Origin of the sequence: Dyadobacter sp. 676 (assembly GCF_040448675.1) — a bacterium.
Classification (GTDB): Bacteria; Bacteroidota; Bacteroidia; order Cytophagales; family Spirosomataceae; genus Dyadobacter.
In genome coordinates, this window is sequence record NZ_CP159289.1 from 5,426,536 (window position 1) to 5,441,173 (window position 14,638).

General features: G+C 50.9%; 6 protein-coding genes. 4 read left to right on the plus strand and 2 right to left on the minus strand.

Going from position 1 to position 14,638, the window contains the following annotated elements; all coding sequences use genetic code 11:
• The first annotated feature begins 233 nt into the window (after positions 1-233).
• From ABV298_RS24140 to ABV298_RS24150, 3 genes are all read left to right on the plus strand, one after another.
• Positions 234-5,297, plus strand: coding sequence for a T9SS type A sorting domain-containing protein (locus ABV298_RS24140; RefSeq protein ID WP_353718711.1), 5,064 nt, complete (start codon positions 234-236; stop codon positions 5,295-5,297).
• A gap of 84 nt (positions 5,298-5,381) precedes the next feature.
• Entirely contained in the window at positions 5,382-6,008 is a 627-nt protein-coding gene (locus ABV298_RS24145) for a response regulator transcription factor (protein ID WP_353718712.1), read from the plus strand.
• Between the two features lie 101 nt (positions 6,009-6,109).
• Positions 6,110-6,751 carry a response regulator transcription factor gene (locus ABV298_RS24150; RefSeq protein WP_353718713.1) on the plus strand — a complete coding sequence of 214 codons (642 nt, stop codon included), beginning with the start codon at positions 6,110-6,112 and terminating at the stop codon, positions 6,749-6,751.
• 995 nt (positions 6,752-7,746) lie between these two features.
• On the opposite strand, the gene ABV298_RS24155 is transcribed toward ABV298_RS24150, so the two are convergent.
• Positions 7,747-10,131: an ABC transporter permease gene (locus ABV298_RS24155; RefSeq protein ID WP_353718714.1), complete on the minus strand. Its 2,385-nt coding sequence runs from the start codon at positions 10,129-10,131 to the stop codon at positions 7,747-7,749.
• Between the two features lie 954 nt (positions 10,132-11,085).
• The gene (locus ABV298_RS24160; RefSeq protein ID WP_353718715.1) at positions 11,086-13,188 is read right to left on the minus strand and encodes an outer membrane beta-barrel family protein; all 2,103 of its coding nucleotides are present in this window, start codon (positions 13,186-13,188) and stop codon (positions 11,086-11,088) included.
• Positions 13,189-13,581: 393 nt separating this feature from the next.
• Here ABV298_RS24160 and ABV298_RS24165 point away from each other — a divergent pair, with 393 nt between their 5' ends.
• The gene (locus ABV298_RS24165; protein ID WP_353718716.1) at positions 13,582-14,634 is read left to right on the plus strand and encodes a histidine kinase; all 1,053 of its coding nucleotides are present in this window, start codon (positions 13,582-13,584) and stop codon (positions 14,632-14,634) included.
• The last annotated feature ends 4 nt before the right edge of the window (positions 14,635-14,638 follow it).

Consider the following 14,638-nt stretch of genomic DNA (forward strand, 5'->3'; position numbering starts at 1 on the left):
TTCTGGCCAAACTAAGCAGTGCAGGTGCGTTTCAATGGGCAAAAAGGATTGGAGGGCCAGGCAATGACGTTCTTTGGGGGTTGGATACTGATGCCGCCGGCAACATTTATGTTGGCGGGGGAATTGAAGGCAATACAACCGGTATCGCGTCCCTTAGCGGAACTAGTGGGTATATTCTGAAGCTAGACGCCAGTGGAAACCTTATCTGGTCCAATCAAACCACAGATGTTGTAGTGCTACGGGATGTAAAAGTAGATGGTAGTGGAACCGTTTACGGAGGTGCCTGGTCAGCAGGCAATACAGGTACAAGTCTGGTTGCGTTAGATAACAGCGGGAACAGACTTTGGGCCAAGGATTGGGGGAGCAATATCGGCTATATCAGCATAAGCCCCGACAATAGTGTGTACATCACCGGATATTATTCCGGATCTGAAACGTTTGGCTCTACAACACTAACTTCTGCTGGCGGTCTGGATGTATTTGTCGCCAAGACGAGTACTTCTGGCAATATCGAATGGGCAAAAAGCGTCGGCGGTCCCGGTGATGATAACCCAGTCTGGATTTCATCTAACCAGAATGGCGAGGTTCTCGTCGGAGGGTGGTTTGATCAGATCGCCGATTTCGATCCTAACGAATGTGTGTATAACCTTTCGTCGACCGCTTCGACACTAAATAGCGGTTACGTCCTCAAACTCACGGAAAGACCCTTTCCGGACGGTGTAACCCTTTCCGCCAGCACGCTTTCGCCGATGACGCAGCAAGCCTGTATCCTGGGTATCCCGCAGGTTATTCAAGGCAATGCAGTGGGCATAACAGCGCCATCAGGCTATTCGACCAGCATTTCCTATCAATGGCAGAAGGCCACCAGCCCGACCGGCCTGTGGACCAACATGGAAGGGGAAGTATTCAAGGACTTGCAGCCGCTGGCATCCAGCGAAACGCTGTATTATCGACGGATAGTGCTGGGCAAAAGCTACTTCTGCCGATTCGATACGCTGGGAGTTTCGGAGGTGGCTTCTGTGACGATCGGCTCTAACGCCGCGCCTCTAGCCAATGCCAACGGCCCGCAGTGGTACGTTTGCGGCACGGGTAACAATACCGTGACATTAAACGGTTCGGCTACCAGTGGCACCGGCCCTTACGGCTATCAATGGTATCAAGGAAGCTCGAACGGTGGTACGCTCGTGGGCTCGGCAGCGAATTTCACAACGCCGGCCGTAACCCAGGCGACTACCTACACGTTGAAAGTGACCGATGCTTCGGGCTGTATCGATACGGATCAGGTGACGATCGTGCCGGCCGTCGCCAATGCAGGCCCCGACCAGTCGTTTTGCCAGGGCAGCGGCGGAGTGCAGATCGGCTCGGCACCGGTAGCAAGCCAGTCTGTGGTTTACGCCTGGACGCGCGTCTCAGGCAGCCCTGTCACAACGCTGAGCTGCACCAACTGCGCCCAGCCGATCGCCAACCCGACAGCAGCGACGGTTTACCGGCTCACGGTGACTGTTACGAAAAAGGACGGCACTACTTGCTCCACTACGGATGATATTACCGTTACTCCTGTAACCGCACCAGGCGGGGTAAACGCATTTGCTGGCCCCGACCGTACGATCTGTATCAACTCATCGGTACAGCTCGGTAGCGCTATTGATGCAACTTATGCCTATAACTGGACGCCGGGCCAGTTCTTGAATGCTACCGATGTGGCACGCCCGACATTTACAGCCGGCTCGTCCGGCCTTCCGACCTGCTCGGTCAACTACACCGTGACGGCCGTTAAAAACGGTTGCAGCTTCGTGGACGAGGTGAAAGTCGCTGTACTGAACTCGACCACTTCGGATACGGATGATACGGAATGCGGCCCGCGTTGGGTGACGCACGAAGGTTTTCCCAACTGCCCCGAGGCCGTTTACACATGGACAGTAGTGAGCGGAAATGGCACGGTGCTGAGCACCCGCAACGGTGGTGCGGACGCTTACCTGAAAAGTAATACGGGTACCACTGTGTTCCGCCGGACTGTTACGCTCAACGGCGTTTCCTGCTTCTCGGAGGTGAATATTATCCCGTGCGGGGGCAATTGCGACGTGGAAATCGAAACCATTTCCGCACAAGGATGTCCCAAATCGTTCCCGGGCGAAGAATTGCGCCTGGCCCCGAAATATATCAATACCACCGACTGGAATTACAGGTGGAGCCCAGCTAACCTGGTCGACAATGCGACTGCCCGTGAAGTGAAAGTACTGGCCAGCAACCCGGCAACGATCACGCTGACCATTACCAATAAGTATGATCCTTCAATTACCTGCTCGGAATCCATTGACATTAATCCGGCGGGTGCGGCTAAGCCAAACATTAATCTGGCCGATAAATTCGCTTGTTACAACAGTGCGACGCCTATCGGCACCAATCTGGCGGGATATGCCTATAAATGGAGCCCGTCGGTAGGACTTGACAATGACTCGATCCCTAACCCGATGGCAACCCTGACGGCAGACCAGCAGTACGTCGTGGAAATTGAGGACCTTGTATACGGCTGTAAAACAATCGATACAGTCAACGTGAAAGTAGCACGCGTGGTAGTCGACGCTGGCGTTGATCGTACCATCTGTAACGGCGCGACCGTCACCCTTGGAACGCCCGCTCCAACCGGTACCAACTGGACCTACGCATGGCAACCGACATCGGCTGCCTGGACCAACGGGACCAATGCCACTATGCCGCAGCCACAGGTGGAATTCTCGGCCACAGGCGGGCAGACCTTCATTCTGACCGTAACCGACCCTGAATCAGGCTGTGCGGCGACTGACAGCGTGACGCTCAGAAACGAGCTGATCCCGGGCGAATATGCCAGCAAGGCGGACACCATTTGTCAAGGGGAAAGTATCCAGCTTGGCCGTGCACCGGAGCCGGGTGTAACTTATCAATGGAGCGGGGCAGGCCTGAGCTGCACGGATTGTGCCAACCCGATCGCCACACCGACCGCAACAACCACATACAGCCTGCAAATCAGTTATCCTGGCTGTACTTCGCCGATGGTCGACGAAGTTACCATTACCGTCAATCCGGTACCGGCTGTAACGCTCAACGATGCTACGGCATGTTCGGCAGCGGGCGTAGCCATCGGTTTTGGGGCCAACGGGAACCCGGCAGCGCCGGCGGGCGCGACCTTCCTTTGGTCACCATCGACCGGCCTGAGCAGCGCCACAGTCGCTAACCCGACTGCGACTGTGACTCAACGCACAACCTATTCGGTAACCGTGACATTGCCAAGCGGTTGTACTTTCACCGACGAAATCGAGGTTACTCCGAATGCGGGTGCAGGCAGCGATGTGACTATCTGCCCGGGCGAATCGACCCAGATCGGAACGCCGGCTATCGAAGGTGCGACTTATGCCTGGACCGGCGCCGGCATCGTAGGTGCAGCTAACGTGGCCCAGCCGACCATCCGTCCGACCGTCACCACGACCTATACCGTCACCGTAACAACGGCAAGCTGCACCAGCACCGATCAGGTAGTAGTGACCGTGAACACACCCGCCGCGTTCAATATTACCGGTAATACTACCATTTGTGCGGGCGGAACCACTACATTGAGCCTGGTAGGCAGTCCGGCGGCCGGAACGAGCTGGCAATGGAGCCCAACTGCCGGGGTATCTTCACCGAATGCGACTTCCACCACCATCGCTCCGACGGCAACTACCACCTACCGTTTGACGCAGACCAACCTGGCTTCGGGTTGCAGCAACTTCAAAGAGGTAGTGGTTGTAGTGAACCCGAATACAATCGCGGCCAATGCAACTCCGCTTGCGGTTTGTAGCAATGCCAGCGTGGCAATGAGCCTCAATGTAACCTCGACCGGCAACTACCAGTACGTATGGACCCCGTCTACCGGTCTTTCGAATGCATTCATCGCCAACCCGACCGTGAGCACCGGTACAGCACGTACCTACACGGTAACCATTACCGACACCGATTCGAAATGCCAGCTGGTACAGTCGGTCCCGGTTAGCATTAAACCAGCCGCCGAGTGTCTAGCACCCGTATCGCTGCGTGGTAATGTGTTCCACGATGCGAATGGACTTACCGATGTAACGGTAAACACCACATCGCCAGTCGCGATCCCAACCGGGCTGCACGTTTCGTTGATCGGCAGCGACGGTACATTGCTTTCGACTGTGGAGGTAGGCGCGAACGGCACATTTGATTTCGGTCTCGTGAATGCGGATACTTACAGCATCGTCCTGCACCAGACCGCAGGCGGTTCCATCACGCCTTCGCTTCCAAGCGGCTGGCTGAACATGGGCGAAAACCTAGGCGCGGGAGCGGGCAGCGATGATGCCGTTAATGGTGTTTTGACCAACGTGCAGGTTGTCAACGTGGATGTTACCAATGCCAACTTCGGTATCGAAGTGGCGCCTTCGGCCGATCCCTACCACCGGATCATCGACCAGCCTTCTGTAGGCGACATCGTCAACCTGAGCGGCAGTTTGCCCGAGCTGACCGGTAGTGATCCGGAAGACCAACCTACCTCAGGCAGCTTGTCGGGTAAGTCGGTGGTGATTACCACGCTGCCGACTAATACCACCCTGCTTTACAACGGCCAGCCGGTGATGGCAGGTGTGGAAATCCGCAGTTTCGATCCGCTGAAATTACAGGTGCAGTTTACCCAAGAGACGATCGGCGATATCAACACCTCGTTCGAATATGCCTGGGTGGATGCAGCAGGTGTTCAAGGCAGTCCAGCGATTTACAGCCTGGAATGGGAAAAGCCACTGCCAGTTACGCTGGTGAGCTTTCAGGCGCACATCCAGGAAGGCAAAACCATATTGAACTGGGCAACCACCGAGGAAACCAACTCCGACCGCTTTGAGATCGAGCATAGCACCAGTGGCAAAGCTTGGACAAAAGTGGGCACCGTATTGGCTAAAGGCGAAAGCAAAGGCAGGGTGAGCTACGACTTCGAGCACAAACAGCCGGTGAATGGTGAAAACCTGTACCGTCTGAAAATGATCGACGCCGACGAAACCTTTGCTTACAGCGCTATCCGAAGCGTTCGCCTGGACGTGCATTCCGAGCTCACCGCTTACCCGAACCCGGTAAGCGATAGGCTGATGATCCGCAATTATCAGCAGATCAAACAAGTTGTTTTACATAACGCTGCCGGTGTAAAGATCTACCAGAGCCAGAAGCTGACCTCGGAAGGGATCGATGTTTCGAAGCTGCAACAAGGTACTTACACCATTACCATGACCCTGTTCGACGGCACTATCAGCACACACAAAGTGGCCGTGATCAGGTAATACCAGATCCGAATCCGGGCAGTAAGTTACTGCCCGGATTTTTACCACTTATAAATAACCCTACTCACGCCCCATTGTATTGAAATGAATATTCTGATCATTTCCGACAACCCTGTTTTTTCTTTGGGACTACGGTCAACGATAGCGGCAAGGTTTCCACTGACAATTTTTTTCGAGGTAAATTCCCTTCAACTAGCTGATCATATAATTCGCCAGCAGGATTTTGAAATAATGATCCTGGATGCGGTATCCACCCAGGATAGTAAGACCGTCTATTTGATCAAGCGCATCAGAGAGCATTTCCCTGACTTGGGTATCCTGGTAGATTTGGGAGACGAATCGCTGGACGTCCACTTTTACATTCGCCTTGGTGCAAACGCATTCGTATCCAGCAAAGCTTCTGCGGTGGAACTGCAAAGTGCGGTGATCGCCTTGGCATCCAACCCGCAAAGCAAGTATGTTAGCAGTGATATAGAACAACTTTTGCTATCCCAGTTGACCAGTAGTTGTGAAACGATCCGGCTTACTGTCAAAGAAAAATTGATTGCCAGATTATTGGTCTCGTCAAGGTCAAGAAATGAAATCGCCCAAACAGTCGGTATCAATCCCAACTCGGTGAGCAACTACAAAAGGATTATCTTTGAAAAGCTTAGAGTCGCCTCAATACCGCAGCTGAAGGCAAAAATGCAAATCGACAGCGAGCGGGTGTAGCCAGTAATCGCTTGTACTTTACGGTCGTAATTTCCACCAGGCTTGGAACGAGCCGCATCATTGATTAACTAGCGGGATCCTTTGACCCATTCACAAAGCCAATGAAAGTGTTAATTGTTGACGATCATTTTATGATCCGGAACAGCATGAAATTCATGCTGCAAGATTTGTATAGTGAAATTGAATTCATTGAGGAGGATAACTATTATAATGCCGAACGGCATTTTTCGAACCCGGATATTGCGCTGATCATTCTTGATATCGATATCCCCGGCGGTACGGGTACAAATATGGTTAAACAGATCAGGGCAGCACGTAATGACGTGCGGATCTTGATTTGTTCGGCCTCCGATGAAGAGCAGATGGCTATACATTATATTGTTGCCGGGGCAGACGGTTACCTAGAAAAATCCGTTGATCCACAAGAAGCTGCAAGGGCGGTAGCGACGGTGCTGAACGGTAAGCGGTACGTAAGCGCGGACGTGCAGCGCCAGCTGTTAGAAGTATTTTCCGGAAGGCATGGCGCGACTAATCCGTTGGCGAGCGTTCGGCTTTCAGTCAGGGAAAAACAGGTAATGCACCTTTTACTGGAAGGAAAGTGGGTAAAGGAAATCGCGGCGATGCTCAACGTACAAGCCAATACAATCAGCACTTTCAAGTCCCGGATTTTCTCGAAATTCGGTGCAAGCAGTCTGTTTGACCTGGAAAAGAAGGCAAAGGAAAAAGGTCTGTACCATAAATGAGCTAATATCATTGTAGATAGCCAGGTCAAGAAAAAATGCAGTTCCTGGATTTAATAAAATTACTTGAAGGCTGCTCACAGCAAAAGGCGCCAGTTCCTTGACAATCATAGGGCCAATACCTGTGCCAGCAGCCGGGAGCACACAAGCGTCCGAGGCATTCAGCCATTGCAGTGTCTGAGCAGGGAGACCGAGGCCAGAATCCTCAATAATCAATTTGACCGAATCAACAATGTTATGGACAATTATGCCAGCAATTACGTTATTTCCGGTTAGCTTTTTTTGGCTCAATATGCTCTTTCCCAGCCGTGTTGCACCATATGTCTGCACCTTTATTCTAATCTATTTCAGTGTTGCCATCATCGGTTCCTTTGTAAACCTCGGAGATGAGAAAATATTCGAGGTATCTGTCGGGCTACACAGCAGAGTCGAATTTTATGCGCTTTCTTACCTACCATTTGTCATTTCCTTTTGCATAACTTACCTTCTTGACTTCACGATGCTAGACAAATAAATTCGGCTTACGATATATCTGTGTTACAAATTTTAATCAAGCTTGCGACACGGGGATCAACAATTGCAGCGCAGTTTCCCCGGTCTTTTATGATAAGTATCTTGATGAGAAAAGAAAGAAATTGGAGGATTGGAGGCTTGTTAATATGGGCTACATTGAGTTGCGGTGGGTCAACTTCCAGTGACCAGGATATTAGAACCCTGGATTTTACTTACAATGACACCTTCTCAACTGCATTTTCGTTGAAACTATACGATAATAGTGATACGGTTTATGTCAAGCAAGACTTTACGAATGGCCCCGGGTTGCCACCAGGCAGCTATTATGCCATAGTTCATGACGATGGAAAAAGATTATTGATATCACAGGCCGAGTCCGTTCTGTTACTGCATCCGGATAGCGTTTACAACGAAGGGTTGCAAGACGGCGAAGACGCTACAAGCAGTGATTGTTGCTGTTCACAGTGGACGGGCCCTTTTTCACATCATTCCGATCGGAGCGAGCGCACAGGATTGAGCAAGGCGGCCCGAATTGCCTGAAAACTGACCGTAACCAAGCTCACCAACACAGCGCCAGACACCGACACGGCGAAGATCCACCAGCTTATTTCAATCCGGTAGGTATATTTGTCCAGCCAGCCATTCATGAAATACCAGGCCAATGGGCCAGCGATCAGACAGGAAATCAATATCAGAAATACGAATTCACGGGAAAGCAGCATCCAAAGCCCAGCTATGGAAGCGCCCAACACTTTGCGGATACCTATTTCTTTGGTCCGCTGCTCAGCCACGAAAGAGGCCAGTCCGAAAAGCCCCAGACAGGAAATCAGCACGGCAAGAACAGCGAACAAGGTGGTAAGTCGGGCGATACGCTCCTCGTCGCTGAACTTACGAGCATATTCCTGGTCGGCAAAGGAGTACTGAAATAAATTTTCAGGATCGTATTTCTTGAACATGGCTTGTATCCCGGCGACAGCAGTTGAAGCGCTGGCCGAGGGTCTTATTTTGATAATTATTGTGTTGAGGCGCTTATAGTTAAGAAAGAAAATGGTTTGCTTGGCCGGTTCGTACGGCGATTGCGTCACTAGGTCCTCTATCACGCCGATCACTCTGTATTTTCCATTGTCGCCCCACTGAATCATTTCGCCGACTGGGTTTTTCAGGCCCATATATTTTACCGCAGCTTCATTGAGCACAAAACCTACGGAATCCGTGGCGAACCTCCTGGAAAAATCGCGGCCGTCCTTGATCTTCCAACCCACAGTGTTTCCAAATTCATGGGTAATGCGGAGTGTGACAAATTCGTCGGTCATGGCCGGATTTTTTCCTTTCCAGGTAAAACCGCTGTTGGTCACATAAGTGTTGGTCACCGGCGAGTCAGTAGCCGTTACTTCCTCGATTGCGCCGGTATTAAGTAGGTCGTTGCGGAATGCGGCGAAATGCTTGATGATCTGCTCGGACTTAATCGGACTGCTCAGCAACTGCTGACGGCTGTAACCGATGGGGCGGTTTTTTGCATACTGCACTTGTCGGTAGACGATAATGGTCCCTATAATGAGTGTCACTGACACAGCGAACTGCAATACGACCAGCATCTTCCGCGGTGAACCCGCCAGCTGGCCGCGCTTTTGGTTGAAGGAAATACCCTTTAACGCAGTGATTGGCTTGAAGGACGACAGGTAAAGTGCGGGATAAGTGCCCGCCACCAAGCCGGTTAGCAGAATGAACGCAATACATGTAAGCCAAAAGTAAGGTAATGCAAATGGTAATGCGATCTGCTTATCGACCAGCAGGTTGAAGGCTGGCAGCGAAACGGTCACGATCAGTAGCGAAACTGTGAATGCCAGGATCACCACCATCAGCGATTCGCCCAAAAATTGGACGGCAAGTTGGGTTTTGGCCGAACCCACCGCTTTGCGAACCCCGATTTCCTTGGCTCGTTTTTCGCTGCGTGCAGTATTGAGGTTCATGAAGTTGATGCAGGCCAGCATCAGCACAAACAATCCCGTGATTCCGAACAACCATACAACACTGATACGCCCGCCAGTATTGACGCCGTTTTTAAATTCGGAGTACAAATTCCATTTACGCATCGGCTGCAAAAAGATCAGCGGCTCATATTTAGATTCCTCCCGGTCGATATTGTCGAGCTTCGCTTTGGCAATCGCAGCTGAAACCTGGTCCATCTCCGAATGGTCGCCGATCTGCACATACATATTAAACCAGTTGTTTCCCCAGCCAAGCCATTCGGGCAGGTCTTTTTCGAGTAGTTTCCAGGGCGCTATGAATTCCAGACCCGCGAAGGATGAATTGGCTGGCAGATCGGCGTAGACGCCCGTTACCCTCACGGCATTTTTGTTGTCGATCCTGACAATCTTATCCATCGGCTCCGCGTCGCCAAATGTGGCTTTCGCGGCAGATTCGGAAAGCAGCACGGAATTCATGTCCGTGAGCCCCGAGCGAGTACCTTTCAACATTTGCAGCGATAGCATTTCGGCGATGTCCGGGCTCATGTAACGTCCGACCTGCGTCACCTTTCTATCCCCGAAACTTAATAAATGTTCACCGCCGCCACCGGTAATGGCGATGTATTTGAAATGGCTGCCATACTTATTTCGCAACTCCTGTTCGAGCTGCTTCGGCACGCCATCGCCCGTCTGGATCGTACCTGCGAAGTTCTGGCTCTGCATGACCTTCGCGATCTTGTCGTAGTTCTCGTGATTTTTGTCAAACGACAACTCATCAAAAACCCACAGGCCGATCAGCAGCGCCACGGCCATGCCCATGGCAAGGCCGGCAATGTTAATTACCGAATAGCCTTTGTTTTTCAATAGATTACGGAGTGCGATCTTGAAATAGTTTTGTATCATGACTAAGCCTAATGCATTACTTGATGAATATGCTACCTGCTTTTTGGACGGTGCGAAAGGCCGAAGCAGCGTGACGGTACCGGAGAGATGAAGCCAGTCCGCCTTGCGCTTGCCGGATTTTTGTGCCTATTGATATCATCTATTTTCCCGGGTAATGCCGATCAAATGCTGTACCAGTTTAGGGAATGCCTTATTCCAGGTTTCTGGCAACTTTTTGTAAAAAATCGGATAACCAGAAATGTCCGCTTTCGAACGCGGGGTGTACCAAAATGGACGTGGCTTACCTACCTGAAAATTAGAGTCCGTTATCAACGCGTCCTATTTGATTTTGAAGCCCTCTATGTTACATCTCCGGAAGAAATAGTGCGCAACAAGGTCAACTGCACTCCTTGCAAACTGTACAGATTTTTGTCACGCGCTCTTTATGATCACTGATTTGCTCGTCAATTGACGAAATGAGCAGATTTCTTTCCCGCGCTTTAATTTTCCGTTTCGAATACGTTTTAGAACCTTTTTATTCATAAAGGCTATAATCGTAGTAGAAAAGAAAAAGCGCATAATCTGCTTAGAACGATCGAAATGAGTATACGAGTGGCATCTTTTCGTAGCCGCTGTACCACCCGCAGCCCAATCTGCAATGCACTGATGCCCATCGTTTCACTCAGTAATTGAGCGGTGAAATCGTGTCTCCTATGGAACCACACGAAAATTCCCAGCAAGAGCATTCAAAATATCAGCGTGAAGCGGCCGCGGATTGAAAAGGGCAACTTACGGTTCAAAATGAGGGCACCAGCGGTGAAATACTCCCGGTTGGCACACCAATCACTTCCAGCGGGGAATATGCCTGGAAAAAGACACTTCAATAGGAACGGCTAAGCACATATGCGGCAGCGGTTATGACCAGGAAAGTATAAACCACCTGACCCACTTAGCCATTGATTAATCCGTCGCTGTTCATCGCCGGTTTGCATCCTTACTTTTCCTGAAAGTTGACGTTCTCCCTGTTCCAAACCTGTAAGTAAACCCAAGACGGAACCGGGCTGCATTGAAATTGCTGATGCGATCGATTTGATAATTTTCGATGGCGATCCGGCTCCCTTGTTTATTGGTATTCAAAATATTGGTTCCGTCCAAAACCAGCGTGGCTTTACTATCAAACAAACTCCTGCTCAGTCCCGATGCGAGGTAGTAATAGGGCCTGGTGCGGCTTTGTGCATTGTTGTCAGGCCCTTGCGCGTCTAGCCGGCATTGAAAAGTAAGCTTCCAGGGTAATTTAATGCGCATGCCTAGCCGTCCATTCCATGAGTGGTTGGAGAAACCCAAATCGTTATCTCGGTAGTAGCCGTGCTGACGAAACAGGTAACCTGTTAGCTGGCCGTTTACAGACAGCCACGGCAAAGGGTTATAAGTCGCTGATAGCTCGGCGCCATAACGTCTCTCGCTTGTAAGGTTAAATGGAATGGTAATCATCACATTGCGGTCACTTTGAAAGGTATATTGCAGGATCGGCGCGGTTGTAAAATGGGCGTACACCGTTGGGGTTAAGGTCAGTTTCTCCCATTGTCGGGTCAGCGCCAACTCGGCTACATGGGTGAAGGAAGGGTTTAAAGCAGGGTTTCCAACAGACTGGGCATTCAGGTCGGTAACCTCATTGAACGGGTACAGATACCATAGCGATGGCCTGCTGATACGCCTGGAATAACCGGCCTGCATCGTCATTCCTTCCTGTAAAACGTAGCTCAGGTTAACAGTCGGAAACATGCGGCCGTAGCACTTATTGCTGCCGAAATCGCCTCCTCTATCCTGGATGCGCACCCGCGTGTATTCGTAGCGCAGGCCTAGCTGATAACTTAGTTTTCCCGACTGGCTTTTGTATTGCAGGTATCCAGCGCCGATGTTTTCGTTGTAGTTAAGTTTATTGTCAATGCCGTCCAGCACTGTCCATGCATCGCCAAGGTATTGCTCAGCTTTGTAATCGCTGATTACCGACCGGGTTTCCATTTTAAGGCCCGCTTCGAAGGCGGATTGCAGGGAAAACGGATGAACAAAGTCGGATTGCATCACCAGGTCGCGGCTATTGCCCGATGAAGCTGTATGAATGGCGGGCAATGCCGCTGGCGAAGGGAATGTTTTTCTGGTTGTCAAGTCCCAGGTTTTATCGCTGTTCCAGAAATCGTATTGCACATCGACGGTCAGTTTCTGGCCTTCCCGGTCAAAAGTCCGGGTGTAGTTGGACTCGAACTGGTTGTAGCTACGGCTTTCCCGCGAGCTGCCCAGGCGTGTGAGCATGCTATCGATACTAGCCGCGCCGAAAGCGTAGTCGAGTGTGGTACCGTCAATATCTTTGGTTGCATTCCTGAAATAAGCCAGCGTAACGGTGTTTTTCGGATTGATTTGGTAATCTCCACCGAAATAGATCAGCCTGCCGTCGTCGTGACGGTTTTCATGCTGTATTTTATGCACCGAGCTAGCGTCATTGCCCGCTGCAATTTGCCTGGTGGAATAAAACCCGATATAATCCGAATAGCGCCCTCCCAATGTGGTAAAGAGGTCCCAATGGCCGGCTTTATAGTTCAGGTTGGCGTTCAGGTTATAATCATTCGGGTACCCGAGGGTTATGCGCGCCTGGCCGCCGAGCTTATCCTTGCCATTCTTTTTAAGGATAATATTGATAGTCCCGGCTGACCCGGCAGCATCATCCCGCGCGGATGGGCTCGTCATCACTTCAACTCTCTCGATACTGCCAGCCGAAATCTGGGTAAGTATGTTGGCCGGCGAAAGGCCTGACCGTCTTCCATTGATTAACACAGCCACATTACTGTTGCCTCTGAGCCTGATGATCCCGGCTGCGTCGGCGGTAATAGAGGGAATCCCGTTGAGTACATCGGCTGCTGCGCCGCTCTGGGAGAGGATATCTTTGCCAATGTGATAAACCTTTTTATCAAGCTGCAAATCGACATCTGGCCGCTCGGCAGTAATCCTTACCTCGCGCAGGGAAATTGTATCGTCCTTCATCGACGACCTCCGAACCCTACCCGTCGAATCGGCAGGCGGCATTGCCGGTAAACCCTGGCCGTAAGCATTGATAGCGAACAGGCTGGCAAGAGCGATGAGAGAAGTCCGAGCGAATGCGGTTCGGGGGGCACCTCCGTAGCCAGTGCGTTTTTACGCTGCGGCTCTTTTAGGGATTTAAAAATGAAAAGTATCGACATGGCTGTTCTATTTGGTTCAGCGCAAATGAACGCAATCGCACCAGCCGTTTCCCGGATTTTAGCCGAAGTACGGAGGATGACCTCTATAAAACCAGGACCGCTCGTATCCGTGGAAAATGTGTCAGAAAAAGTCGAAAGCCGCCTGAAATCGGGAGTCTGTCGAATTTAAATAACCGAAGGTTTCAAATTATTAACTTTGGCAGCAGAACCAGCACCACTTACTCCCACGAGCCGAAGCATGACCCGACGTTTTTACATCGCAGGCAACCGTTTGCTCACGCACATCCTCTTCTGGATGGGATACCTGTTCGTATACACGGGTGTCCACGCGGAAAGCGAAGACGGGCTTTGGGCTTATTTTCTGATCGAACTGCAAGGGTTACCTGCCGCAATGCTGGTTACCTATGTCAATATTTACTTTTTGTTTCCGCGCTATTTCCGACCCAAAAGATATGTCTCTTATGCGGCCGGTGCGGTAGCGTTGCTGTTCGTGGCTTCGCTGCTGAACCGGATACTGATTGAGCGCTTCATCGAGCCGAGGTTTTTTCCGGACACGACCTATTATGAGCCGATTTTTGTATGGTACCTGCTTTTCAAGGTAATGCTATGGTTTCTGGCCCCGGTCCTTTTGTTTACGCTTTTAATCAAGGCCGTCGGGCACTGGGTCGAGCAGGAACGGCTACATCAGGATACGATGCGCGAAAAACTGGCAGCGGAACTGCACCTGCTGAAAGCCCAGGTGCACCCGCATTTTCTTTTTAATACCCTTAATAACCTGTATGCACTCACAATTCAATCCGCCCCTGCCGCACCGCAGGTAGTGCTAAAACTCTCTGAGTTGATGAGTTATATGCTTTATGAATCGCGGTCGGAGCTTATTTTGCTTGAAAAGGAAATCGCGCATATCAAGAATTATGTTGCGCTTGAAAAACTGCGGTACGGCGACCGGCTTGATGTTTCGCTTGCCGCTTCCGGTGAAACGGAAGGTAAAATGATCGCGCCGTTGCTACTGATACCTTTCGTGGAGAATGCGTTTAAACATGGGGTCAGTGATGAAACGGACGATGTTTGGGTAACCATCGACATTAAAGTAAAAGACGGGTGGCTCGGCGTGAAGGTGGAAAACAGTCATGCGGGAGGCGAAGGCCGTAATGGCATGGATGCCGTTATGGGAGGGATCGGGCTTCAAAATGTGAGACGAAGGCTGGCGTTACTTTACCCGGATGCCCATAAGCTAACGTTGACAAAGGAGGCGGAATACTATACAGTAGACCTTAAAGTAAGATTCTGACAAC

Bases quoted from the DNA above. Each gene is read 5' to 3' on its own strand.
- ABV298_RS24145 (WP_353718712.1), top strand. From the start codon at position 5,382: ATGAATATTCTGATCATTTCCGACAACCCTGTTTTTTCTTTGGGACTA.
- ABV298_RS24150 (WP_353718713.1), top strand. From the start codon at position 6,110: ATGAAAGTGTTAATTGTTGACGATCATTTTATGATCCGGAACAGCATG.
- ABV298_RS24155 (WP_353718714.1), bottom strand. From the start codon at position 10,131: ATGATACAAAACTATTTCAAGATCGCACTCCGTAATCTATTGAAAAAC.
- ABV298_RS24160 (WP_353718715.1), bottom strand. From the start codon at position 13,188: ATGCCGCCTGCCGATTCGACGGGTAGGGTTCGGAGGTCGTCGATGAAG.
- ABV298_RS24165 (WP_353718716.1), top strand. From the start codon at position 13,582: ATGACCCGACGTTTTTACATCGCAGGCAACCGTTTGCTCACGCACATC.